The sequence below is a fragment of the Methyloceanibacter superfactus genome, assembly GCF_001723305.1.
Taxonomy (GTDB): Bacteria; Pseudomonadota; Alphaproteobacteria; order Rhizobiales; family Methyloligellaceae; genus Methyloceanibacter; species Methyloceanibacter superfactus.
Map to the genome: position 1 here is coordinate 39,443 of NZ_LPWF01000037.1, position 22,069 is coordinate 61,511.

A 22,069-nucleotide genomic window follows, 5' to 3' on the forward strand; every position below is an offset into this window, starting at 1 on the left:
AGGTCCCCAAAACCCGTGGGAAACCGCCGGCAGAGCCAGACGTCCCCCACATTTACCTTACCGGCGCGCAGCATCAGCGGCGAAAGTAAGGCGTCCCCTTATCACCCAGGCAAATTGGTGGGGAAATCAACGTCTTAGCTTAGAAGTCCCCCACCGGTACATGCCCGGAGTCCCGTCTATTGCCGTAAACGTTGCCCGAGAATTTAGGGCAAATTGTGGTTATCGGCAACGGTCGCCTATTTCGGCTGGTAAGGGCTAATTATCCGTTAGCGCTGCGTTTTTGAGTGTGGCTTGGGCCGCGGCAAGGCGCGCCACGGGCACCCGGTAGGGCGAGCAGGAGACATAGGTCAGAGCGATTTTCTCGCAGAAATTAACGGTATCCGGGTCGCCGCCATGCTCGCCGCAGAGCCCGATCTTGAGGTCCGGGTGGGTGGCGCGGCCACGCTCGACGGCGATCTGCATGAGCTCACCCACCGCCTCGTCGAGCGTCACGAAGGGATCGTGGGGGATGATCCCCTTGTCGGCGTACTCGCTCAGGAAGCGCCCGGCGTCGTCGCGGCTGAGACCGAAAGTCGTCTGAGTGAGGTCGTTGGTGCCGAAGGAAAAGAACTCGGCGCTGCGGCCGATTTCGCCGGCCATCAGGCAGGCGCGCGGCAGCTCCACCATGGTGCCCACCTGGAAGGCGACGCTCGTCTCGCGCTCCTTCTCGACGGCGCGCGCGGTGGCGGCGATGCGTTCCTTGACGATATCGAGCTCGGCCTTGACGCTCACCAGCGGCACCATGATCTCAGGCGTCACCCGGTCGTGCAGGGCTTTGCCGGTCTCGATGGCCGCCTCGAAGATGGCGCGGGCCTGCATCTCGACAATCTCGGGATAACTGACGAGCAGCCGCGCGCCGCGTTGGCCGAGCATCGGGTTGAACTCGCTCAGGACGGCGATGCGCCGCTTCAGATGGGTCAGGCTCACGCCCATGGCATCGGCGACGGCGGCGATGGTGTCCTCGCCGTGGGGCAGGAACTCATGCAACGGCGGATCGAGCAGACGGATCGTGACCGGCAAACCCGCCATGATCTCGAAAAGCTCGATGAAATCCTGGCGTTGCGACGAAAGGAGCTTCGCCAGTGCCTTGCGGCGGCCTTCGGAATTCTCGGCGAGAATCATCTCGCGCATGGCGAGGATGCGGCTCTCCTCGAAGAACATGTGCTCGGTGCGGCAAAGCCCGATGCCCTCGGCGCCGAATGCACGGGCCTGGCGGGCATCGTCGGGCGTGTCGGCGTTGGCGCGGATCCGCAAGCGCCGGAAGCCGTCGGCCCATCCCATCAGCGTGGTGAAGTCCGGCGACAGGTCCGGCTCGCGCATGGTCACGCGGCCCTTCATGATCTTGCCCGTGGAGCCGTCGATGGTGACGATATCGCCCTTGCGAAGCTGCATGCCCGCCGCTTCCAGGATCTCTCGCTCCGGATCGATATGCACCGCGGCGGCGCCGACCACGCATGGCCGCCCCATGCGCGGGCGACGACGGCGGCGTGGCTCCGTCATGCCCCCCCGCGTGGTGAGAATGCCGACAGCGGCGTGCATGCCTTGCACGTCCTCCGGCGAGGTCTCGACGCGCGCCAAGATCACCGTGTGGCCTTGCGCCTTCAAATGCACCGCCTCGTCGGCTGCGAAGACGAGCTCACCCGAGGCGGCGCCCGGCGAAGCGGGCAGCCCCTTGGCGAGCACCGTCATCTCGGCTTTCGGATCGAGCGTCGGATGCAAGAGCTGGTCGAGCTGGTTGGCGTTGAGGCTCAGCACCGCCTCCTCGCGGCTGATCAAGCCCTCGTCAGCCATGTCGACGGCGATCTTCAGCGCGGCCTGCGTCGAGCGTTTGCCCGCACGCGTCTGCAGCATGAAGAGCTTGCCTTCCTGCACGGTGAACTCGATGTCCTGGATGTCGCGGAAACGCTTCTCCAGCGCCGCGCATGAGCGCTTCAGCTCGGCGAAGGCCTCGGGCAGCAGCGCCTCGAAGGACTGCTTGCCGTTGCCGGAGGCACCGCTATCCGCCTCGGTGAGCGGTTGCGGGGTGCGCAAGCCCGCCACCACGTCCTCGCCTTGGGCGTTGAGCAGAAACTCGCCATAGAGCTCGTTGGCGCCGGTGGACGGGTTGCGGGTGAAGACGACGCCGGTGGCGCTGTTGTTGCCGCGATTGCCGAACACCATGGTTTGGATGGTGACCGCGGTGCCCCAATCGTCGGGAATGTCGTGGAGCCGCCGATAGGCGATCGCCCGCGCATTCTGCCAGGAGCCGAACACGGCGGCGATGGCGCCCCAGAGCTGCTCGTGCAGGTCCTGGGGAAAGGGCCGCTCCAGCTCCCGCTCGACGACCGCCTTGTAGCGGGTGACGATCTCCGCCCAATCGTCGGCGGCGAGCTCTGGGTCGAGCTCGAAGCCCTTTAAATTCTTATAGTTTTCGAGGATCTCCTCGAATAGGCCGTGATCGATGCCGAGCACCACGTCGGCATACATCTGGATGAAGCGGCGATAGGTGTCGTAGGCGAAGCGGCGGTCGGCCGTGCGCCGCGCCAGGCCTTCCACGGTCTGATCGTTGAGGCCGAGATTGAGCACCGTGTCCATCATGCCCGGCATGGAGGCGCGGCTGCCGGAGCGAACCGACACCAGCAGCGGATCGTCCACGTCGCCGAAGCGCGCGCCGGCGATCTGGCCGACGGCGTCGAGGGCCGCATCCACCATGGGTTTGAGCTCATCGGGAAGCTTGCGGCCGAGCTCGTAATAGACCGCGCAGACTTCCGACGAGATGGTGAAGCCGGGCGGCACGGGCAGGCCGATGCGCGACATCTCGGCCAAATACGCACCCTTGCCGCCGAGGAGATCCTTGTCCTCGACGGAGCCGTCGGCGCGCCCGTCACCGAAGGTGAACACCCATTTCGACGGTGCTCCCCCGGCCTTTTCGGCCTCAGTCATTGCTCGTTCCATGGTTCTCCCGCCAAGTCCGACCTTTTAACCTTCCGGCGGGCTTCACACAAACGGGGGCAAGGGGGAAGGCTCAAGGACGAACGGGCCGCCGCATCCTTGCGTTCCGGTGGGCGATGAAGTCGCCGCTGGGAATGAGACGCACCGCCGGCGCTTCGCGCACGCCGTAAGCCCAGGCGGTCAACCTGCCGCCGCCGGCGAGCGTCACCTCAAGGGAACTCCGCGCATAATAGGCATCCCCACCCTCGTAGGTATCCAATTCGACAAGCAGACGGCCCCCGAGCGGAAGTGCGAAGACGTCGCCCACCACCATGCGCCTTTCGGCCGCATCGAAGACCGCGGCGGGATACCAGCCGAAATCATAGAGGCGTCCGGGCGCGGTGCCCTTGCCGATGAGGCGCGCCTGCGACGAAAGGCGGCGCGCCATGGGATGGTCGCTCTCGGAGCGCAGCGTGCCGTAGACGAAGATGTGACTCGGGTCGGCGTCCATGGACGGCACTATAACGTTACCCGGAGATCTTGGAGAAGTCGGCGACCGTTTGCGTGGTGGCGCGGATGCGGTTCAGCAGCCGCAAGCGATTCTCGCGCAGCTTCGGATCGTCGGCATTGACCGTGACGGAATCGAAGAAGGCATCGACCGGCGCGCGCAGCAGTGCCATGGCGGACATGGCCGCCTCGAAGTCCTCGTTGGCGACGGCCGAAGCGGCCGCCTGCTCCACCTCGTCGACGGCTTTGGCCAGCGCCTTCTCCTCGGGCAGCTCGAGCAGCGCCGGGTCGGGCGCCTGATCGTATTTGCGGCCATCCTTCTTCTCTTCGATGCGCAGGATGTTCTCGGCGCGCTTGGTGCCGGCCAATAAATTGGCGCCGTCGTCGCTGTCGAGGAAGCGGCCCAATGCCTCCACGCGGGCCACGATCATCAACAAATCGTCGCCGCCGAGCGCGAACACGGCATCCACCAGATCATGGCGTGCGCCTTGGTCGCGGAGATAGACCTTGAGGCGATCGGCGAAGAAGTCGAGAAGGCTCTGCGCAACTTGATCTTTTTGCCTAGCGTCGCCGGGGAGTTGCGCGCGAATCTGCCGCAACAATGGCAGCCGCACTTCGTTCTCGAGAATGATGCGGATGACGCCGAGCGCGGCACGGCGCAGCGCATAAGGATCTTTCGAGCCGGTCGGCTTCTCGTCGATGGCCCAGAAGCCCACCAGCGTATCGAGTTTGTCGGCGAGCGCCACGGCGATGGCGACAGGATCGCGCGGCACCGCGTCGGTGGGCCCTTGCGGCTTGTAATGGGCGGCGATGGCGTCGGCGACGGGCAGCCGTTCCTTCTGGTCGAGCGCGTAATAGCGGCCCATCACGCCTTGCAGCTCGGGAAACTCGCCGACCATGTCGGTGACGAGGTCGGCCTTGGCCAGGATCGCGGCACGTTCCGCGTCATCCGGATCGGCGCCGACCAAAGGCGCCAGCGCGCGGGCAAGACGGAAGATGCGCTGCACGCGCTCATATTGGCTGCCGAGCTTCTCGTGGAAGGTGATCTCTTTCAGATGCACCACGCGATCCTCGAGCGAGAGCTTGCGGTCCTGGTCGTAGAAGAACTTGGCGTCGGCGAGCCGGGCGCGGATCACCCGCTCATTGCCCTCGGTGATTTTCTTGCCGCCGTCCTCAGCCTTGAGGTTGGCGACGAGGATGAAGCGGTTGGCGAGTTTGTCGCCCTTCTTGAGCGAGAAGCATTTCTGGTGCGCCTTCATCGCCGTGGCCAGGACCTCCGGCGGCACGGACAGGAAGTCCGCGTCGAACTCGCCCATGAGGACCACGGGCCATTCGGTGAGCCCGGCATTCTCGGCAAGCAGCGCTTCGTCCTCGATAAGGGCCAGATCCTGCTTGGCGGCGAGCTTGTGGGCCTGCTTCGAGATCAGCGCGGCGCGCTCCTCGCCGTCGAGAATGACGAACGCCTCGCGCAGCTTCTCCGTGTAGTCCTTGAAGCTTTTCACGGCGAAGGCCTTGGGCGCCATGAAGCGATGGCCACGCGTCTCCTTGCCGCTTTTCAATCCGTCGATGTCGAAGTCGACCACCTTGCCGTCGAGCAGGCAGAGGATGGATTGGAGCGGCCGCACCCAGCGGAGCTTACCGGAGCCCCAGCGCATGGATTTCGGCCAGGGAAAGTTGCGGACGATGTCGGGCACGATCTCGGCCACGACGTCCGCCGTCGGGCGCCCGGGCTTCTCGATCAGCGCGACGTAATAGCTTCCCTTCTTGTCCTCGCGCACTTCCGCCTGATCGACGGAAGCGAGCCCGGCGGATTTCAAGAAGCCGGCGATCGCTTGCTCGGGCGCATCGACGCGCGGGCCTTTGCGCTCCTCGCTGACATCGGGGGAGCGCTTGGGAAGGCCATCGATCATGGCGGTTAGGCGGCGCGGCGTGGCGAAGGTCTTGATCTCGCCGAATTCGAGCCCGGCGGCTTTGAGCTTGTCGCCGAGCAGGCGCGCAAGGTCCGCGCGCGCGCGGTTTTGCATCCGCGCCGGGATCTCCTCGGAGAAAAGTTCAAGCAGAAGCTCAGCCATGGGCCCCGCCTGCTTCGGTCTTGAGCCATGCGGCGCAGCAGGCCTTGGTGAGATCGCGCACGCGCAGGATATAGGCTTGGCGCTCGGTCACGGAGATGACGCCGCGAGCGTCGAGCAGATTGAAGATATGCGAGGCTTTGATGGCCTGGTCGTAGGCCGGCAGCACCATGAGATGGCGCGCGCCCTTATCGCCCTTGGCCAACAGCGATTTGCACTCGGCCTCGGCGGCTCGGAAATCCTCGAGCAGCTTGGCGGTGTCGGCATGCTCGAAATTGAAGCGTGAATATTCCTGCTCGCTCTGCAGGAACACGTCGCCATAGGTGACCTTGTCGTCGCCCACTCCGCCGTTGAAGTTGAGATCGTAGACGTTGTCGACACCCTGCACATACATGGCCAGGCGCTCGAGCCCATAGGTCAGCTCGCCGGAAACGGGATCGCAGTCGAAGCCGCCGACCTGCTGGAAATAGGTGAACTGCGACACTTCCATGCCATCGCACCACACCTCCCAGCCGAGACCCCAGGCGCCGAGCGTCGGGCTCTCCCAGTCGTCCTCGACGAAGCGGATGTCGTGGTTCTTGGGGTCGATGCCGATAGCGTAGAGGCTCTCCAGATAGAGGTCCTGGATGTCCGGCGGCGACGGCTTCAGGATCACCTGGAACTGGTAGTAGTGCTGCAAACGGTTCGGGTTCTCGCCATAGCGGCCGTCCTTGGGCCGCCGCGAGGGCTGCACGTAAGCCGCGCGCCAATGCTTCGGCCCCAGAGAGCGCAAGGTAGTGGCCGGGTGAAACGTCCCCGCCCCCATTTCCATGTCATATGGCTGGAGGATGACGCAGCCGTGGTCGGCCCAGAAGCGCTCAAGCCTGAGGATCAGGTCCTGAAAGGACGGCGCAGGCTTGCGCCCCTCGGATTTCTCAAGTTTGGCCATGTCGACTCAAAGGCGTGACGGGATTTCGCGCGCACGCTATTCGCCTATGCGCGCCAAGGGAAGCCATAAGGGAAGCCATGCTTTGTCGAGGATAACAATGGCCGGGCCGTTAACGGCGCAAGGCTAGCACGCCCTCAATGCATCTGCTTCGGCCGGTAGACGCCGGTGACCGGGTCCTGCTCGAGCGGCACGGCGCTGTCGAGCTCGCGGCGCTCCATCGCCTCTTGGGCCGAGCGCAGGTCGGCGGCCACGCGGTCCTGCTCCTTGCGCAGGAAACGGCGGGCGAGCCACAGCCCGGCGCCGGCGGCAATCAGGAGAAGGACCTGCGGCATGGCTTACAACCCAAAGCGCGACCAAAGCGCCCGCGCCTCGATCGCCGAGATAGCGTCGGCGGCGAGCCCGCCCGGCGACAAGCCGAAGTCGAGCAGACCGCTCTGCGTGAACACGCTCCGCTTGCGGCGGAACCAGGAAGTGGACGGCGCCACCAGCTTGAAGCGCACGTCGTCGCCGAAGACTTCGCGCATCTTGGAGCGCAGGTCCGAGAGCCCGTCGATCAGGCCGAGCTCGAGAGCGGTCTTGCCGGACCAGAACTCGCCGGTGAACAGCTCATCGTCGGGCTTGCTGATCTTGGCGCCGCGCCGGGACTTGACCAGATCGATAAAGGCCCGATGCACGTCGAGTTGGATCGCCTTGATGCGCTTCACGTCGGCCGGCTTCTCGGGCAGGAAGGGATCGAGCACGTCCTTGTTGGCGCCGGCGGTATAGACGCGGCGCTGCACACCGACCTTCTCCATCAGCCCGGTGAAGCCGAAACTGGCGCTGATCACGCCGATCGAGCCGATGATCGAGCTCTCGTCGGCGTAGATCTCGTCGCCGGCACAAGCCAGCATGTAGCCGCCGGACGCCGCGACATCCTCGGCGAAGACGTAGACCTTGAGGTCCTTCTCCTCGGCAAGCGCTCTGATGCGTTTGTAGATCAGCGTCGACTGCACCGCCGATCCTCCGGGGGAATTGATCTGGATGGCCACGGCCTTGGCGCCGCGCATCGTGAAAGCTTCTCGATCGCCGCGGCCGCCGTCGACAGCGAGAGGCCGGGCTTGAGCGGCATGGTCATGCCGATGGGCCCGGTGAAGCGGAGCACGGGGACGAGCGGCCCGGACTTGGTCCAGGACTCCGGAAGATAGGATTTCATCACCTTGAGGACGCCGCCGCCCTCGCCTGCCGCGCTGCTCATATTGTTCACCGTATCTTTCTCACAGACCCAAATCAAAGATGCTCCTCATTCTGTGCCAATAAAGGCCAGAGGGGGGCAAGCTTGAAGCCTTTAGTTAAGCCAGAAGCGCGTCGGACATAAGCCCGTCGGGATAGCTTGATATAGTCCGTCTCAATGGTGGGCGTTAGCCCGCCTCGAGCCCGCGCGCTCGATTGCCGCGCCGGTTCTACGAGGAGGACATTGAAATGAGAAAGTTTGCGATCATGGCGGCATCGGTGGGCGTGCTGGCGTTCACGCTGGTGTCGCTGGCGCCGCCGTCCGCCGACGCAGGATGGCGCCGCAAGGCCTGGCGGAACGGTTACGGTCCGGGCGTGTCGGTCTATGTCGCGCCGCGTTATGGCTATTACGCGCCGCGCCGAACCTATCGGTACAACCGGCCTTACAACTATCCCTACGCCTACTATCCCTATTGGCGGAATCGCTACTGGGGCGGCTGGTACTAGGCGAGACGCAACCGCCACAAGCGACGAATTCAAGGGCCGTTTCCTTCGGGGAGCGGCCCTTTTCTCTTTATGCGCCGGCTTCTTCGGCGCGTCCTTTATGCGGTGAATGCCCGATGAATGGACGCCTCAGCTTCGGTTCAGGCCAGGCCGCCTAGAACGGCACCATGAGCGAGGGACAGCACCTCGCCGTTTCTGAACCCAAACGCGCGCTTCTGCGCCAAGCTGGAGGTTACATCGATGCTGAAGACAACCCTTCTTGCGGCTGCCGCCTTGTCGTTCGTGGCGCTCGGTGTCCCCACTGCCGTAGTGCCGGCGGCGGTCACCATGGCGGTGGCGGCGGCCATCACGGTCACCACAACAAGTGGCACAACGGCCCGATCTGGCTGAATTACTCCTGGCACTCGTCCTGCCACTACGAGACCAAGAAGGTCCGCATCAAGGTCTGGGACCGCTACGGAAACCCGCACTTCAAGTGGGTCTGGCGTGACGTCAAGGTCTGCTAGTCAGCCGACCTTGCTGGCCCGAGAGCTCTCCTCACGCTCGGGCGAAATGGGGCTGCCGCTTCACCCCCCGAAGCGGCGGCCCTTTTTCTTTTGCGGCCCCGCGAGCGGCAAAGCCGCACCACTTCTGAGCACCGCTTCGGCTTCTGCCGTGTAGGCGCCGCCGGGTTCATGCAAGACGAGCCCCCGCAGCAGCCGCGAACCGGCACGGCTGCCTTTGCGGCCCTGGACGATGATGCGCGTGGCCGGCTCGTCGGCTTTGGGAAAGAGCGGGAACACCGCCACATCGCCGAACCGGCCCTCAAGCTGGCCGAGAAGCTCGCCCAGATAGTCGGCCCGGTGGATCAGGGTCAGCCGGCCCTTCGGCGCGGCCATGGTGGTGAGAAACCGCACCCATTTGGCCAGTTCTCCGTGCGCCATGACATGGGCCACCGCACGTGACGGCTCCGGCGCCGCGCGCACCGCGCCCTGGGCATAAAAGGGTGGATTGGCAATGACATGGTCGTAGCTTTCACGCACGAGACCCGCCGCACGCAGGGCCTTGGCGGGCGCGGTGACATCGGCCTCGATGGCGGTGAACCGGCCGGCAAGACCGTTCTTCGCGGCATTGTCTTGGGCAAGAGCGGATAGCGCCGGGTCGATCTCGACGGCCGTCACGGTAAGCTCCGGCACTCGGGAAAGAAGACAGAGCCCCGCGACACCGACCCCAGAGCCCGCCTCGAGCACAGTTTCGCCAGCGCCGGCCGGCACCGCCGCGGCCAGAAACACCGCATCGCTGCCGGCGCGGTGGCCGGCGCGCGGTTGCACAACCGTCAGCCGTCCGCCGAGGAAATCGTCGGCCGTGGCGCCCGCACCCCCTGGGGCGCTAGCTTTTTTCTTTGTCGGTGATGTCATGGCCGACGCCGGCCTCGGTCAGCAGGCTGCGCGCCTGATCCATGGAGTCTTCCTCAACCAACACGCGCCGGGGGAGGATCCCGATGGAACCCTCCATCACGCTCATATTCGTATCGAGGACGATAAAGGCGATATCGGCTCCCTCCAGCAAGGCGCTGACAAATGACAGAAGCACGGGATCGTTCGTGCGCATCAGTTCCTTCATCGTCTCACCTGCCTTTGTCGCAGGCCCAGGGGCCTGTCGCGCCTTGACCTTCGCCGCTCAGCCCCGACAATATCCCCGACACATAGCCTTTCCGGCACTGAAGGAGAACTGACCCTTGGGAGTCGTCGTCAAACTTTCCGGCAAGCGGGATTCGACTGCGAGCCTTGCGCCGCTTGTGGCGCTTGTCGAGGAGGACATGAGCCATGTCAACCGCATCATCCTCGACCGGGCTCGCTCGAATGTCGATCTGATTCCCGAGCTGGCTCGGCATCTGATCGATTCCGGCGGCAAGCGCCTGCGCCCCATGCTGACGCTGGCCGCGGCGAAGATGTGCGGCTATGGCGGCGACGGCCATATTCGGCTGGCGGCAAGCGTGGAGTTCATGCACACCGCCACGCTGCTGCATGACGACGTGGTGGATGAGAGCAACCTGCGCCGGGGCAAGACCACCGCGCGGCTCCTTTGGGGCAACGAGGCGAGCGTGCTGGTCGGCGATTATCTGCTCGGTCAGGCCTTCAAGATGATGGTAGATGTCGGCTCGCTCGGAGCCTTGCGCATCCTGTCGGATGCGCGGGCGATCATCGCCGAGGGTGAGGTGATGCAACTCATCACCGCCAAGAATACCGAGACCACCGAAGACGATTATCTCGCCGTCATCGACGCTAAGACCGCGGCTCTGTTCTCCGCGGCGGCCGAGGTCGGCGCGGTCATCGCCGAACGCCCGAAGTCGGAGGCCGCGGCATTGCGCTCCTACGGGCGCAATCTCGGCGTCGCCTTCCAGCTCGTGGATGATGCACTCGACTATTCGGGAGAGTCGTCGACGCTCGGTAAGAGCACGGGAGACGATTTCCGCGAGGCAAGATCACCCTTCCCGTGGGTGCTGAGCTACCGGCGCGGCAACGCGGAGGAACGTGCCTTCTGGGAGCGCACCTTGAAAGAAGGCGATATCGGCGAGAACGATCTTGCCGAGGCGGTCGATTTGATCGCGCGGCATAATGCGCTCGCAGACACCATGGAGCGCGCCCGCCATTACGGGGCGATCGCCCGCGACGCGCTCGCCATTTTCCCGGACGGCGAGATCAAGTCCGCCCTGCTCGAGGCCATCGAGTTTTCGGTCGACCGGCCGTTCTAGGTCTCAACCAATCTTGGGATCGCCGAGCGTACTGGCGGTGATCCACCAGTGGGGCTCGTTCTGCGCCAGGGCGGTGGCGGCGCGAAGCGCCTGGCGGGGGGTGGCGAACAGGGCAAAGCAGGTCGCCCCGCTGCCCGACATCCTGGCGAGACGCACGCCCTCCAACGCCCCGAGTGTTGCCAGCACGTTCCCAATTTCCGGCGCCAAGCGCGTGGCGGCGGCTTCGAGATCGTTGGCGCGCGCGGTCGCATATCCGATCAGCTTCTCGAAATCGCTGGCAAAGTCGGGCGGCGGCGAGCTTCGCGGCGGGCTGGACAGCGGCGAGGCGTCAAGCGCGCCATAAACATCGGCGGTGGAGAGCTTCAAGCCGGGATTGGCAAGCACGACGCCACAAGCCGGGAAGCCTTGCACGGCGGTGACGATCTCGCCGCGTCCGGTAATCAGCGCCGGCTCGCTCCCGAGACAGACGGCCACATCGGAGCCGAGGCGCGGGGCAAGAGCGGCCAAGGCTGCGTCGCTCAGCACATCCGGATTGGCGCGGGCCATAAGCCGTAAGGCCGCCGCGGCGTCGGCCGAGCCGCCGCCGAGGCCCGCTGCGACCGGCAGCAACTTGACCAAACGGAAGCGTCCCAGGGCGAGTCCGGGCGCCACAATCTCGGTGGCGTCGGCCGCGCCGGCAATGAGATTGGCGCCATCGAGCGCCATGGCGAACGGACCTTCGACCGTGAGAGAGAACGCATCGTCTGGCTCGCGCTCCACGGTGTCGCCGACGCCGGCGAAGGCGACCAGGCTTTCGAGCTCGTGAAAGCCGTCCTCCCGGCGGCCCAGCACCTGAAGTGTGAGATTGAGCTTGGCCCAGGCGATGTCCCGGAGCGCGTCTATTGCGAGGTCTTCTGGTCCGCGTGGGAGGTGGTGCGATCCGCCGCCGCCTTGGTCTCGGCGGCATCCTCCAGCCCTGAAGCGATCTTCTTCTTCAGCGTTTCTTCCTGCTCGGGCTCGGGCTCCAGCGACATGGCCTGCTCCCACTGGTATTTCGCTTCGAGCGTGCGCCCGACGCGCCAATAGGCATCGCCGAGATGGTCGTTGATGATAGGATCGTCGGGGCGGAGCTCGACGGCGCGTTCCAGCTGCTCCACCGCTTCAGTCATGTTGCCGAGGCGGTAATAGGCCCAGCCCAGGCTGTCGACGTAATAGCCGTCATCCGGCTTCAGCTTCACGGCCTTGCGGATGTAATCCATGGCCTGCTTCAGATTGAGGCCCTGATCGACCCAGGAATAGCCGAGATAGTTCAGGATCAGCGATTCGTCGGGCGCCAGCTCCAGCGCTTGCTTGAAATCGGCTTCGGCGGCGGGCCAGTCCTTCAGCCGCTCGTTGCAGACGCCGCGCGAATAATAGAGCGCCCAATTCTCCTTGCCCGGCTTGTCGACGAGATCGACCGCGCGCGAGTAATACGCCCGGGCCTCCTCGTAACGCTCGTGAGAGCGCAGGATGTTGCCGAGCGCATCGAGGGGACGCATGTCCTTGGGGTCGCGCGCGATGAGCGTCTCGAGCAGCGCCTTGGCCTCGTCGACCTTCTCAAGCGAATTGAGGGCGAAGGCTTTCTGGATCTGCACATTGATCCAAAGGGGCGAGTCCTCGGGGATCTGGTCGAAGGCCGCGATCTCGGCATCGTATTTCTTGGCGCCCTCATAGGCTTCCGCCAGCGCCACATTGGCGAGCGGGAAATCGGGCCTCAGATTGAGCGCGAATTGCAGAAAGACGATGCCCATGTCGAGGCCGCCTTCGCCCGCAAGCGCATCGCCGATGCCGTAGAATACCTCGCAAGACCTTCGGTAGGATTGGCCACCGTAAGGGGCGGGGTCTCGCCGTTCTCGATCTCCGCAAGCAGCGCCTCGGAAATCGGGTGCGGCGCCGTCTTGCCGATATGCGCCTTGATGATCTTCGTGGCCAGCTCCCGGTCGTTGGCGTTGACCGCGTGGCGCGCGTAGGCGTCGGCCACCCTGAGCGTGGTCGGGTTGTGCTTGAAGGCCTGGGCGTAAGCCTGGCCGGCCAGCCGATGCCGCCCGGCGACGTCGGCGATCAAGGCGCGGTGATAGCGCTGATAATACTGAGCCCAATCGGCGCTGCTCAGGGTGTCGAGCGCGGCGAAAGCCTCGTTGTGCTTACCGTCGGCTTCCAGCACCCAGGCGCGGGCCAGCGTCGAGGTCAGATCGGCGATCGGGCCTTGCCGGGCAGCGGAGAAGCGCTCTTCGGCTTCCTTGTATTCGCCCTTCTTGAAGGCCTCGATGCCAAGGAGGAATTGCGCGATGCGATGGGACGGCTCGACCTTGACCAGGTCCTTGGCCAGCTCGATGGAGCGGTCCCAGCGGGCCGCCGCCGTCTCAAGCAAGAAGGCCTGTTCGAGGATGACTTCGTTCTCGGGGTCGCCGTCCAGAGCCTTGGAATAATACTCGGCCGCGGCGAGCGTATCGTGATTGCCGCGTGCCACCGGCCGGAAAGGTAGTTGCCAAGCAGTGTGCCAGTATCCGAAGCGCCGTTATCGGCCGGAATGACCTCCGAATAGGCGGCAGGCGCAACGAGAATGGCGGCAATGAGTAGAGACCTCCGCGCCCACTTGCGCAGAGACCCGCTTTCGGAAGTCATCATGTGCTCGGCTCGGCTATCCGCCGTCCCATTTGTTGGTTCGTTGGCCCCCGAGCAAGGGTAAGAGCTTTTCCAACCCCTGCAAACCATAAAGCTTTTGAAGGCTAATCGCGGCGCGTTTATGGCTCCCACGGCATGTTAACAGGCGAATTGCCCTACATATTTGCGTAGTTGGGCCCATCGCCGCCTTCGGGCGGCACCCAGGTGATGTTCTGGGCGGGATCCTTCACGTCGCAGGTTTTGCAGTGGACGCAGTTCTGCGCGTTGATCTGGAAGCGCACGGTGTCGCCCTCCTCGACCACCTCATAGACCGCCGCCGGGCAGTAGCGCTGCGCCGGCTCGGCGAACTCGGGCAGGTTCTGCTCGATGGGGATCGACGGATCGGTGAGCTTCAGATGGACCGGTTCGTCCTCGTCGTGATTGGTGTTTGACAGGAACACCGACGACAGAATGTCAAAGCTGAGCGCGTTGTCAGGCTTCGGATAGTCGATGGGCTTCGACTTCGCCGCCGGCCGCAAGCTCGCATAGTCGGCCTTCTTGTGCTTGAGCGTGTGGCCGAGGAACGGAAAGATCGTGTTGAGCCACATGTCGATGCCGCCCAGCATGACGCCGAGCCGCGTGCCGAAGCGCGACCAGAGCGGCTTAACGTTGCGAACCTTCTTGAGCTCCTTCGCCATCGAGCTCGTCTCCACGGCGCCGATATACTCCACCAGCGTGTCGCGGGAGCGGCCGGCTTGAATCGCCGCGTAAGCCGCCTCCGCCGCCATCATGCCGGAGAGCATGGCGTTGTGAGAGCCCTTGATGCGGGGCACGTTCATGAAGCCCGCCGCGCAACCGATCAACGCCGCACCTGGGAAAGCCAGTTGCGGCACCGCCTGCCAGCCGCCTTCGGTGAGCGCACGGGCGCCATAGGCGATGCGCTTGCCGCCTTCGAGATGCTCGGCAATGCGCGGGTGCAGCTTCGAGCGCTGAAACTCCTTGAATGGATTGAGATAGGGATTGGCGTAGTCGAGATGGACGACGAAGCCGACCGACACGAGGTTGTCGCCGAAATGGTAGAGGAACGAGCCGCCGCCGGTCTTGTCGTCGAGCGGCCAGCCCATGGTGTGCTGCACGAGCCCGGGCTTATGCTTCTCGGCCGGGATCTCCCAAAGCTCTTTCAGACCGATGCCGAATTTCTGCGGGCCGCTGTCCTCGTCGAGATCGTACTTCCGGATGAGCTGCTTCGACAGCGAGCCCCGGGCGCCTTCGGCGAGGAAGGTGTATTTGCCGAGCAGCGCGATGCCGGGCGTGTAGCTGTCCTTGCGGCTACCATCCCGCGCGACGCCGAGATCGCCGGTGATGACGCCCTCGATCTCGCCGCCCGCGCCGATGATCGCTTCCGTCACGGAGATGCCGGGATAAATCTCGACGCCCAAGGCTTCGGCCTGCTCGCCGAGCCATTTGGTGAGGTTGCCCGAGGTGCCGGTGTAGCAGCCGTGATTGCTCATCAACGGCGGCATGAAGAGATTGGGGAGGCGGACATCGCCGGCCTCGCCGAGATAGTAGAAGCGGTCCTCGGTGACCGCGGTGGTGAGCGGCGCCCCTTGGTCGCGCCAGTCCGGAATGAGCTTGTCGAGGCCGACCGGATCGACAACCGCGCCCGACAGGATATGCGCGCCAACCTCGGAGCCCTTTTCCAGGACAACGACGGAGACTTCCTTGCCCTGCTCGGCGGCGAGCTGCTTCAGCCTGATCGCTGCGGCGAGACCCGCCGGCCCGGCACCGACGATCACCACATCGAACTCCATGGTTTCGCGTTCGACTTGGTCGTTCAAACCAGCATGCTCCCTAATCAAATGGCGACCCTGCGGGCGCGGCAGGCCGCGGCCGCGCCAAGCCCGTTCCCGAGCCAATCGGTGATAAAGTCGCTTGAGCCCAGCGATACGTCATTGCCCGGCAGAACCGGGCAATGACAAATAGAGGATCAACACGGGCATCGCAAATGACTGGAAGCCAAGCAAAAGCCGCCGCGAGCCTCCTCGCTGGTACGAGGCCATGGGCGTCGACGAGGCGATCGGCGATGAGCCGGTCGACCGCTTCGCCGCGGGGCCCGAAATGGCGGCCAAAGATAGGCCCCCCTTGGACCGGCCAGCTTTGGACAGGCCCGCCGTAGGCAGGTCGGCCAGAGAGGGTCCGGCGCCGACGCTCCGGCCGCGCCCCGCGTCCCCGGCTCCACCGGCGGCGGCGGCCTCGCCCGAGTCCCTGGAGGCGGCCAACACCCTGAGCGAGCTCGAGGCGCTGGTCGCCCAGTTCGAGGGCTGCGCCCTCAAGCGCACGGCGAAGAGCCTGTGTTTCTCCCGGGGCAACGCGGAAGCCCGCGTCATGCTGATCGGCGAAGCGCCGGGCCGCGACGAGGATCTGCAAGGCAAGCCCTTCGTCGGCCGGGCCGGCAAGCTGCTCGACCGCATGCTCGCCGCGATAGGGCTGTCGGAAGAGACCGTCTACATCACCAACACCATCTATTGGCGGCCGCCGGGCAATCGCACGCCAACACCGCAAGAGATCGGCGCCTGCGCCCCGTTCCTCGCCCGCCAGATCGAGTTGGTGCAGCCCGACATGCTGGTCCTGCTCGGCGGCGCGGCGGCCAAGCATATTCTCGGCGTGACCGAAGGCATCATGCGCTTGCGCGGCAAGTGGAAGATCTACAAGAGCGGCGACCGCGACATACCAACGCTTGCGACGCTGCATCCCGCCTATCTGCTCCGCAACCCGGAGGCCAAGCGCTATGTTTGGCGCGATCTCATGGCCATCAAGGCGAGACTGGAGGAAACAAAAGAATGAACCGCATCGACGAGAGCCGCCCCTTCATCCCCGTGCGCATCGCCGTGATGACGGTCTCGGACACACGCACGCCGAAGACCGACAAGTCGGGCCCCCTGCTGATCAGCATGCTCAAGGGCGCCGGCCATGAGCTCGCCGAGCATGCAGTGATCGTCGACGACGAGAAATCGATCCGCAAGCAGGTGAAGAAGTGGATCAAGGCGAAGGACATCGACGTGGTCATCACCACGGGCGGCACCGGCTTCACCGGACGCGACGTGACGCCCGAGGCGGTCCGTCCGCTGTTCGAGAAGGAGATCGACGGCTTCTCCGTGCTATTCCACATGCTCAGCTATCAGACGGTCGGCACCTCAACCGTGCAGTCCCGCGCCTGCGGCGGGCTCGCAAACGGCACGATGATCTTCTGCATCCCGGGCTCGCCGGGCGCGTGCGAGGACGCCTGGACCGGCATCTTCAAATTCCAATTGGACAATCGCCACCGCCCCTGCTCGTTCATCGAGCTGATGCCGCGCCTCACCGAGAGCAAAAAGAAGAAAGCGAAGGCGGGCTAGGGCGTCCCGTGGCCGAACAGGGATCGAAACTGCTGCCGTCTAGCAGGCGGTGGCGCGAGCGATGCCGTGCTGCGCCACGGTGTCCTTGGTCCGCAGATCGGGCGAAGCACCGGCCACCCGATTGCGCCCTTCTTCCTTGGCAATGTAGAGGGCGGCATCAGCACGGGCGAGAAGCTGGTCGATCGAGTCGCCGGGCTGCGACTCGCCGACGCCGATGCTCCAGGTCAGCGAGATTCGCCCCTTGCCGGTCTCCAACGGCCGGGCGGCGAGTTTCCGTCGCAGCCTTCGGCAATCTCCATAGCCTCCGCCAGCGAGTACTGCTCGAGCAGCAACGCGAACTCATCGCCGCCGAGGCGGCCACTGATGGCTTCGTCGAACCGCGCGGCGTCGGCACAGGCGCGGATCGCTTCGTCGCCCGCGTCATGGCCGTAGGAATCGTTGATCTGCTTGAAGTTGTCGATGTCGAGGAGAATGACAGACAAATGGCCATGCGCGGCGGTGCGGGCTCTCGCCTCGATCGCCTGCTCGAAGAATCCGCGGCGATTGCATAAGCCGGTCAAGGGATCGGTGGTCGCGAGCCGGATCAGTTCGCGCTGCATCGAGGCGATGCGTTCTGCAGCACGCAAGCGCGCATAGAGTTCTTCGGCGAGCGGCGGCTTGCCGATGAAGTCGTCGCGCCCGAGTCCAGCGCTTCAACCAGCGTCCGCTGGTCGTATTGCGAGGACATCATCAGAACGTAGATCGGCCGCCGATGGGTGGCGATCAGCCGCGTTTCCCAGCACAGCTCGAGACCGGACATGTGCTGCAGCTCGGCGCTGGTAATCAGGGCATCGATGCGCAGGTCGATCTCGATTTGCCGCAGCGCCTCGCGCTCGTCGGCAAACGACACGACTTCATGGTCGCGCGCCTCGAGCATGCGGCTCACGATCAACCGCGTTGTTCTGCTCGGATCGACGAGTGCAATACGCATGCTGTTGACTTCCTCCAACAGCCATCCGTAGGAAACTCCCCTTAAAGTTGACTTAAGCGACACCACAAGCAAATCGTTACCGACACGCGCGTTGCACCCGACATGTCACCAGACGCATCGCGGCCGCGCGCTCGCGGCGATAGCTGTCGGCGTTATCGATATCGCTAAGCGCATGCGCGTACGCGACTTTTTTTCCGCGCAAGTTCGCGGCGGTGGCGGCGAGCGCCGCGTCCGTCGACCACGGCACATGGGCGAAAGGCGCGAGCCGCGCGGGCGATCTTTTTAGGCCTACGAGCCAGAAGCCGCCGTCCTTCGCCGGGCCGAACACCGCATCGGCGCGGCCGAGCAGCGCGAAAGCGCGAGCGATATGCGCGGGGCGGATCGCCGGGATGTCGCTGCCGACAATGACGACCGGCCCCGGCGGCATGGAATCGAACAGGGTTTGCATGCGGGCGCCGAGATCGCCGGCGCCTTGGGCGATGCGCGCGACATTCGCGGGCGGCGGCCAATAGGCTGCGGTGCGTGCGGTGTCAGGTGTCACCGCAAGATAGGTGCGCCAGCGCGGATCGGCGCCGAGGCTGCGGAGCGTACGGAACAGTGTGGCGCGGTAGAAGCGCAGTGCCGCAGCCTCGCCGATGTCGCGCGCCAGACGGCTCTTGACCGAACCGGCGATGGGCGCCTTGGCCATGACGACGAGACGAGGCGTGCATGCGATGCGACGCGGACGTGCCCAATTAGCCATAGAGGCGCGCTAGCACGCGCGGCGGGACGCGAAGGTAATAGAGCATCATCAGGCCGAGATTGCGGAAGCCGCGCAGCAGATAGCCCTGGCGCTGATAGCGCTGGGCGCTGGTCACCGCGCGCGACTTCAGGCGCACCAACTCGCGCCGCTTGAGACGGCGGACGAGATCGACATCCTCCATCAGCGGCAGCGGGCGGAAGCCGCCGAGCCGCGCGTAGTGCGCTCGTGAGATGAGAAGTCCCTGGTCGCCGTAAGGCAGTGCGAAGAGAAAGCAGCGCAAGGCCACGAAGGCTTCGACTAGGCGAGGCATGAAGCCATCGTCATCCAGCGCGAACCTGAAATAGGCGGCGGCGGGTCCGCGGCGCCCGGTATCAACCCGATCCATGAAGGCTTCGGCTTCCTCGGCCCAGCCGGGCTCGAGCACCGTATCGGCATGAAGGAACAGCAGCCACTCGCCCCGCGCCAGCGCCGCGCCCGCGTCCAACTGGGTGCCCCGGCCGCGCGGCGCTTCCACCAAATGGGTCCCGGCGGCGTCGGCAATGGCGCAGGTGTCGTCGGTCGAGCCCCCATCGGCGATGATGGCCTCCTGGACCACCCCATGCACCAGGGCAGGCACGAGGGCCGACAAGGTATGGACCAGGGTCGGGGCCGCGTTAAAGGTGGGGATAACCACGGAAATCATGGGCGGACTATAGCGTTTAGCTCTCATGCGGCAATCGCCACATTTGGCCGATCTCAACTATGTTCTTGCTTTGTTCCCTTCGGTTCCCTATATGAAGGCCATGACCGTAGCGCTTAGAAAACCCGCCGATTCGGAGAGCTTCCCGCACGAAGCGGGCGGCATCGCCTATGAGCGCCGGCACGGGCGCGGCGCCCAGACCAACCGGTCGGGCCGCTTCGAGCCCATGGCCTACGAGCCGGCTGACGACGGCTGGGATTCGCTCGGCGACCTGGACGCCCTGCAGACCGAGGTCCAGGACGTGCCGGCACGGCGCATCATCACCAAGAACGACTCGCCGGATATCGGCTTCGACCGCTCGATCAATCCCTATCGGGGCTGCGAGCATGGCTGCATCTATTGCTTCGCCCGGCCGACCCACGCCTTCCTCGGCCTGTCGCCTGGGCTCGACTTCGAGACCAGGCTATTCGCCAAGACCACGCGGCGCAGGCCCTGGAGCGCGAGCTGGCGGAACCGAAATACCGCCCTCGCATGATCGCCATCGGCACCAACACCGATCCCTACCAGCCGATCGAGCGGCGCTACCGCATCATGCGCCGCATCCTGGAGGTGCTGAGGGCGACCAATCATCCGGTCGGCATCGTCACCAAATCGGCGCTGGTCTTGCGGGATATCGACATTCTCTCCTCGATGGCCGAGCGCGGCCTGGTCAAGGTGGCGCTGTCGGTAACGACGCTCGACCATAAGCTGGCGCGCGCCATGGAGCCCCGGGCCAGCACGCCCGAGAAGCGCATCGAGACGATCGAGAAACTGAGCGCCGCCGGCGTGCCGACATCGGTGATGTGCGCGCCTGTCGTTCCCGGGCTCAACGACGCCGAGATGGAGCGCATTCTGGAGCGCGCATCCGTCGCCGGAGCCAAGGAGGCTGGCTATGTGCTGTTGCGGCTGCCGCTGGAGATCGGCGATCTCTTCACCGAATGGCTCAGGGCCAACTGTCCCGACCGCGCCGACCGCGTGTTGTCGCTGATGCGCCAGACGCGCGGCGGCAAGCTCTACGACGCCAAATGGGGCGAGCGCATGGAGGGCGACGGGCCCTATGCGTGGATGATCGGCCGCCGCTTCGAGATGGCCGCTTCGCGGCTCGGGCTCAACACGGAGAAACTGCAGTTGCGCACCGATCTGTTCATGCCCCCTGCCCGGCCGGCCAGCAGCTCCGCCTGCTCTAGACGCCTTTTCCACAAGCGCGGACGCGGGCCGGACCGAGAACATTGCCAAGCCCGCGCCGTTTGCGCGACAGTCCCGTTCATGGGCCTTCCCGCGCAAGCCATTCCCGCGCCGATCCTGCCGAGCTTCGACCTCGAGGCGGAGATGATGGATCAGCATCAGCTGCCGGTCGCCGGCATCGACGAGGCAGGCCGCGGGCCCTGGGCCGGGCCGGTGGTGGTCGCCGCGGTGATCCTCAATCCCGACCGCATCCCCGAGGCCTCAACGATTCGAAACTGCTCACGGCGGACGCCGCGAGGATCGCTACGCCGAGATCATGGCCACGGCTTGCGTCGCCATCGCCATCGGCCAGGTGAAACGCATCGACCGCGACAACATCCTGCAAGCGAGCCTGTGGGGCATGCGCGCGGCGTTCCGCGGGCTACAAGTGCCGGCCGCCACGGCGCTGATCGACGGCAACATGATTCCGAAGCGGTTTCCCGGCAAAGCGCGGGCCATCGTCGGCGGCGACGGCCTTTCGCTGTCAGTGGCGGCGGCGTCCATCGTCGCCAAGGTCACCCGCGACCGGATCATGGTGAAGCTGGCGCGGCGCTACCGCCGTTATGGCTGGGAAAGCAACAAGGGCTACGGCACGCCGGAACATGCGCGCGCCGTCAAAGCCCATGGCGTATGCACGCATCACCGGCGGTCGTTCAGTCCGATCGAGCGGGCGATAAGGATCATGGAGCGCCGCGCCATGGACATCGAGCAGGACTAGCGGTCCTTCGCGACCCAATTGGCGATACGGGTGGCGATCGACTCGGCGCCCGGCTCCAGCAGCAGCATGTGAGCGTGGCCCTCGATCTCCCAAAACTCGACACCGGGATAGGCGCTTGCCGTGGCACAGGCGGTGGCCAGGGACACGATGCGGTCTTCCCCGCCCGACAGACATAGGACCGGACAGCGGATCGCCGCCGTGTCGACGGATGTCGCGCCGGTCTGATCGAACATCCACATGAACAGCTCGAACAGCGCGCGGCCGGACTCCGGCCCGAAGAAATCGAAGATGCGGCGCTGCTCGTCGGCCGGCAGCCGGTTAAGCGTATAGTGGCAGGCGAGATCGAAATTCGGATCGATGACGCGCGTCCAGAACGGTCCGATCGACATGAGATCCTGTCCGAGCTGCTTCTCCGGCCCGGTCGGCGGCTCGATGCCCGCACGCGGCGCGGGGCTCGCTAGGATCAGCGCCTCGGCGAGACCTTCCGAAGCCAATTGCTGGGCGATCACCGCACCCATGGAGTGGCCGAGCAGGATGGGCCGCTCCGGCAACGCCTTCACGAAGTCCGTCATCTGCGCCCGGTAGTCGGCGATGCCTGTTCCGGCGAGCGCGGTCTTGGCGTCCGCCTTGTCGGCGCCGTGGCCGATCAGGTCCGGCGCATGACAGGTGAGCCCGCGCGCGGTGAAAACCTCGCCGAACGTCTCGAAGCACCAGCCGCCGCAATTGGCCCCGTGCAACATGACGATATCCTTGGCCATCAACGCCCTCCTGCCTCTCCGC

General features: G+C 65.1%; 23 protein-coding genes and 3 pseudogenes. 8 read left to right on the forward strand and 18 right to left on the reverse strand.

Annotation, left to right across the window (positions count from 1 at the left end; genetic code table 11):
• Nucleotides 1-255: 255 nt before the first annotated feature.
• The 6 genes and pseudogenes from ppdK to AUC69_RS15285 all read right to left on the reverse strand — a co-directional run bounded on the left by ppdK (nucleotide 256) and on the right by AUC69_RS15285 (nucleotide 7,645).
• Nucleotides 256-2,961, reverse strand: coding sequence for a pyruvate, phosphate dikinase (gene ppdK / locus AUC69_RS15260; protein ID WP_069442915.1), 2,706 nt, complete (start codon nucleotides 2,959-2,961; stop codon nucleotides 256-258).
• Between the two features lie 82 nt (nucleotides 2,962-3,043).
• A complete protein-coding gene (locus AUC69_RS15265; RefSeq protein WP_069442916.1) occupies nucleotides 3,044-3,460 on the reverse strand; it encodes a gamma-glutamylcyclotransferase family protein in 417 nt (138 codons plus the stop codon).
• A 16-nt stretch (nucleotides 3,461-3,476) separates the two neighbouring features.
• Nucleotides 3,477-5,528, reverse strand: a complete 2,052-nt coding sequence (gene glyS / locus AUC69_RS15270) for a glycine--tRNA ligase subunit beta (protein ID WP_069442917.1) — start codon at nucleotides 5,526-5,528, stop codon at nucleotides 3,477-3,479.
• Nucleotides 5,521-6,453: a glycine--tRNA ligase subunit alpha gene (locus AUC69_RS15275; protein ID WP_069442918.1), complete on the reverse strand. Its 933-nt coding sequence runs from the start codon at nucleotides 6,451-6,453 to the stop codon at nucleotides 5,521-5,523. Before AUC69_RS15275 ends, glyS begins: the two co-directional genes overlap by 8 nt.
• Before the next feature lie 134 nt (nucleotides 6,454-6,587).
• Nucleotides 6,588-6,785: a hypothetical protein gene (locus tag AUC69_RS15280; protein ID WP_069442919.1), complete on the reverse strand. Its 198-nt coding sequence runs from the start codon at nucleotides 6,783-6,785 to the stop codon at nucleotides 6,588-6,590.
• Between the two features lie 3 nt (nucleotides 6,786-6,788).
• Nucleotides 6,789-7,645, reverse strand: a pseudogene (locus AUC69_RS15285) (S49 family peptidase).
• 266 nt (nucleotides 7,646-7,911) lie between these two features.
• Here AUC69_RS15285 and AUC69_RS15290 point away from each other — a divergent pair.
• Together AUC69_RS15290 and AUC69_RS17200 are read left to right on the forward strand one after the other, a co-directional pair.
• Nucleotides 7,912-8,169: a hypothetical protein gene (locus AUC69_RS15290; protein ID WP_141700845.1), complete on the forward strand. Its 258-nt coding sequence runs from the start codon at nucleotides 7,912-7,914 to the stop codon at nucleotides 8,167-8,169.
• Nucleotides 8,170-8,333: 164 nt separating this feature from the next.
• Nucleotides 8,334-8,672, forward strand: coding sequence for a hypothetical protein (locus tag AUC69_RS17200; protein WP_141700846.1), 339 nt, complete (start codon nucleotides 8,334-8,336; stop codon nucleotides 8,670-8,672).
• Nucleotides 8,673-8,732: 60 nt separating this feature from the next.
• Here AUC69_RS17200 and AUC69_RS15300 read toward each other — a convergent pair whose 3' ends face one another.
• Together AUC69_RS15300 and AUC69_RS15305 are read right to left on the reverse strand one after the other, a co-directional pair.
• Complete coding sequence (locus AUC69_RS15300; protein WP_244500298.1) at nucleotides 8,733-9,476, reverse strand: tRNA1(Val) (adenine(37)-N6)-methyltransferase; 744 nt, start codon at nucleotides 9,474-9,476, stop codon at nucleotides 8,733-8,735.
• A gap of 58 nt (nucleotides 9,477-9,534) precedes the next feature.
• Nucleotides 9,535-9,768, reverse strand: a complete 234-nt coding sequence (locus tag AUC69_RS15305) for a putative signal transducing protein (RefSeq protein WP_069442922.1) — start codon at nucleotides 9,766-9,768, stop codon at nucleotides 9,535-9,537.
• 115 nt (nucleotides 9,769-9,883) lie between these two features.
• Between AUC69_RS15305 and AUC69_RS15310 the strand changes: the two genes are divergently transcribed.
• Nucleotides 9,884-10,900 carry a polyprenyl synthetase family protein gene (locus AUC69_RS15310; RefSeq protein WP_069442923.1) on the forward strand — a complete coding sequence of 339 codons (1,017 nt, stop codon included), beginning with the start codon at nucleotides 9,884-9,886 and terminating at the stop codon, nucleotides 10,898-10,900.
• 3 nt (nucleotides 10,901-10,903) lie between these two features.
• On the opposite strand, the gene AUC69_RS15315 is transcribed toward AUC69_RS15310, so the two are convergent.
• From AUC69_RS15315 to AUC69_RS15325, 4 genes are all read right to left on the reverse strand, one after another.
• Entirely contained in the window at nucleotides 10,904-11,731 is an 828-nt protein-coding gene (locus AUC69_RS15315) for a 4-(cytidine 5'-diphospho)-2-C-methyl-D-erythritol kinase (RefSeq protein ID WP_244500299.1), read from the reverse strand.
• A gap of 47 nt (nucleotides 11,732-11,778) precedes the next feature.
• Entirely contained in the window at nucleotides 11,779-12,669 is an 891-nt protein-coding gene (locus tag AUC69_RS16715; RefSeq protein ID WP_083239520.1) for a tetratricopeptide repeat protein, read from the reverse strand.
• Complete coding sequence (locus tag AUC69_RS16720) at nucleotides 12,633-13,388, reverse strand: tetratricopeptide repeat protein (RefSeq protein ID WP_083239521.1); 756 nt, start codon at nucleotides 13,386-13,388, stop codon at nucleotides 12,633-12,635. Before AUC69_RS16720 ends, AUC69_RS16715 begins: the two co-directional genes overlap by 37 nt.
• Before the next feature lie 310 nt (nucleotides 13,389-13,698).
• The gene (locus AUC69_RS15325; protein WP_069442946.1) at nucleotides 13,699-15,333 is read right to left on the reverse strand and encodes an electron transfer flavoprotein-ubiquinone oxidoreductase; all 1,635 of its coding nucleotides are present in this window, start codon (nucleotides 15,331-15,333) and stop codon (nucleotides 13,699-13,701) included.
• A gap of 247 nt (nucleotides 15,334-15,580) precedes the next feature.
• On the opposite strand from AUC69_RS15325, the gene AUC69_RS15330 reads away from it, so the two are divergent.
• Together AUC69_RS15330 and moaB are read left to right on the forward strand one after the other, a co-directional pair.
• Nucleotides 15,581-16,366, forward strand: coding sequence for a uracil-DNA glycosylase (locus AUC69_RS15330; RefSeq protein WP_083239522.1), 786 nt, complete (start codon nucleotides 15,581-15,583; stop codon nucleotides 16,364-16,366).
• Nucleotides 16,363-16,917, forward strand: coding sequence for a molybdenum cofactor biosynthesis protein B (moaB, locus tag AUC69_RS15335; RefSeq protein ID WP_069442925.1), 555 nt, complete (start codon nucleotides 16,363-16,365; stop codon nucleotides 16,915-16,917). The genes AUC69_RS15330 and moaB overlap by 4 nt, the downstream gene beginning before the upstream one ends.
• Nucleotides 16,918-16,956: 39 nt before the next feature.
• Here the strand turns inward: moaB and AUC69_RS19485 are convergent, their stop codons facing one another.
• The 5 genes from AUC69_RS19485 to AUC69_RS15350 form a co-directional block, all read right to left on the reverse strand.
• Nucleotides 16,957-17,172 carry a diguanylate cyclase domain-containing protein gene (locus AUC69_RS19485; protein ID WP_342018619.1) on the reverse strand — a complete coding sequence of 72 codons (216 nt, stop codon included), beginning with the start codon at nucleotides 17,170-17,172 and terminating at the stop codon, nucleotides 16,957-16,959.
• On the reverse strand, nucleotides 17,142-17,516 hold the full coding sequence (locus tag AUC69_RS19490) for a GGDEF domain-containing protein (protein WP_342018620.1): 375 nt from the start codon (nucleotides 17,514-17,516) through the stop codon (nucleotides 17,142-17,144). The genes AUC69_RS19485 and AUC69_RS19490 overlap by 31 nt, the downstream gene beginning before the upstream one ends.
• Nucleotides 17,501-17,887 carry a response regulator gene (locus AUC69_RS19495; protein WP_244500300.1) on the reverse strand — a complete coding sequence of 129 codons (387 nt, stop codon included), beginning with the start codon at nucleotides 17,885-17,887 and terminating at the stop codon, nucleotides 17,501-17,503. The genes AUC69_RS19490 and AUC69_RS19495 overlap by 16 nt, the downstream gene beginning before the upstream one ends.
• A gap of 76 nt (nucleotides 17,888-17,963) precedes the next feature.
• A complete protein-coding gene (locus AUC69_RS15345) occupies nucleotides 17,964-18,629 on the reverse strand; it encodes a TIGR04282 family arsenosugar biosynthesis glycosyltransferase (RefSeq protein WP_069442926.1) in 666 nt (221 codons plus the stop codon).
• Nucleotides 18,622-19,311, reverse strand: coding sequence for a TIGR04283 family arsenosugar biosynthesis glycosyltransferase (locus AUC69_RS15350; protein ID WP_069442927.1), 690 nt, complete (start codon nucleotides 19,309-19,311; stop codon nucleotides 18,622-18,624). The genes AUC69_RS15345 and AUC69_RS15350 overlap by 8 nt, the downstream gene beginning before the upstream one ends.
• 100 nt (nucleotides 19,312-19,411) lie before the next feature.
• On the opposite strand from AUC69_RS15350, the pseudogene AUC69_RS16725 reads away from it, so the two are divergent.
• The 3 genes and pseudogenes from AUC69_RS16725 to AUC69_RS15360 all read left to right on the forward strand — a co-directional run bounded on the left by AUC69_RS16725 (nucleotide 19,412) and on the right by AUC69_RS15360 (nucleotide 21,289).
• A pseudogene (locus AUC69_RS16725) lies at nucleotides 19,412-20,534 on the forward strand (PA0069 family radical SAM protein).
• Between the two features lie 145 nt (nucleotides 20,535-20,679).
• Nucleotides 20,680-20,748, forward strand: a pseudogene (locus AUC69_RS19155) (ribonuclease HII); the annotation flags it as partial.
• A 100-nt stretch (nucleotides 20,749-20,848) separates the two neighbouring features.
• Nucleotides 20,849-21,289 carry a ribonuclease HII gene (locus tag AUC69_RS15360; protein WP_280136663.1) on the forward strand — a complete coding sequence of 147 codons (441 nt, stop codon included), beginning with the start codon at nucleotides 20,849-20,851 and terminating at the stop codon, nucleotides 21,287-21,289.
• Here the strand turns inward: AUC69_RS15360 and AUC69_RS15365 are convergent.
• Nucleotides 21,286-22,047: an alpha/beta hydrolase gene (locus AUC69_RS15365; RefSeq protein ID WP_069442929.1), complete on the reverse strand. Its 762-nt coding sequence runs from the start codon at nucleotides 22,045-22,047 to the stop codon at nucleotides 21,286-21,288. The genes AUC69_RS15360 and AUC69_RS15365 overlap by 4 nt on opposite strands.
• Between the last annotated feature and the right edge of the window lie 22 nt (nucleotides 22,048-22,069).

Bases quoted from the DNA above. Each gene is read 5' to 3' on its own strand.
- AUC69_RS15360 (WP_280136663.1), top strand. From the start codon at position 20,849: ATGGCCACGGCTTGCGTCGCCATCGCCATCGGCCAGGTGAAACGCATC.
- AUC69_RS15290 (WP_141700845.1), top strand. From the start codon at position 7,912: ATGAGAAAGTTTGCGATCATGGCGGCATCGGTGGGCGTGCTGGCGTTC.
- AUC69_RS15275 (WP_069442918.1), bottom strand. From the start codon at position 6,453: ATGGCCAAACTTGAGAAATCCGAGGGGCGCAAGCCTGCGCCGTCCTTT.
- AUC69_RS15345 (WP_069442926.1), bottom strand. From the start codon at position 18,629: ATGGCTAATTGGGCACGTCCGCGTCGCATCGCATGCACGCCTCGTCTC.
- AUC69_RS16715 (WP_083239520.1), bottom strand. From the start codon at position 12,669: ATGGGCATCGTCTTTCTGCAATTCGCGCTCAATCTGAGGCCCGATTTC.
- AUC69_RS15350 (WP_069442927.1), bottom strand. From the start codon at position 19,311: ATGATTTCCGTGGTTATCCCCACCTTTAACGCGGCCCCGACCCTGGTC.
- AUC69_RS15330 (WP_083239522.1), top strand. From the start codon at position 15,581: ATGGGCGTCGACGAGGCGATCGGCGATGAGCCGGTCGACCGCTTCGCC.
- moaB (WP_069442925.1), top strand. From the start codon at position 16,363: ATGAACCGCATCGACGAGAGCCGCCCCTTCATCCCCGTGCGCATCGCC.
- AUC69_RS15280 (WP_069442919.1), bottom strand. From the start codon at position 6,785: ATGCCGCAGGTCCTTCTCCTGATTGCCGCCGGCGCCGGGCTGTGGCTC.
- AUC69_RS19490 (WP_342018620.1), bottom strand. From the start codon at position 17,516: ATGCAGCGCGAACTGATCCGGCTCGCGACCACCGATCCCTTGACCGGC.
- AUC69_RS17200 (WP_141700846.1), top strand. From the start codon at position 8,334: ATGAGCGAGGGACAGCACCTCGCCGTTTCTGAACCCAAACGCGCGCTT.
- AUC69_RS15265 (WP_069442916.1), bottom strand. From the start codon at position 3,460: ATGGACGCCGACCCGAGTCACATCTTCGTCTACGGCACGCTGCGCTCC.
- AUC69_RS15305 (WP_069442922.1), bottom strand. From the start codon at position 9,768: ATGAAGGAACTGATGCGCACGAACGATCCCGTGCTTCTGTCATTTGTC.
- ppdK (WP_069442915.1), bottom strand. From the start codon at position 2,961: ATGACTGAGGCCGAAAAGGCCGGGGGAGCACCGTCGAAATGGGTGTTC.
- AUC69_RS19495 (WP_244500300.1), bottom strand. From the start codon at position 17,887: ATGCGTATTGCACTCGTCGATCCGAGCAGAACAACGCGGTTGATCGTG.
- AUC69_RS15325 (WP_069442946.1), bottom strand. From the start codon at position 15,333: ATGGAGTTCGATGTGGTGATCGTCGGTGCCGGGCCGGCGGGTCTCGCC.
- AUC69_RS15365 (WP_069442929.1), bottom strand. From the start codon at position 22,047: ATGGCCAAGGATATCGTCATGTTGCACGGGGCCAATTGCGGCGGCTGG.
- glyS (WP_069442917.1), bottom strand. From the start codon at position 5,528: ATGGCTGAGCTTCTGCTTGAACTTTTCTCCGAGGAGATCCCGGCGCGG.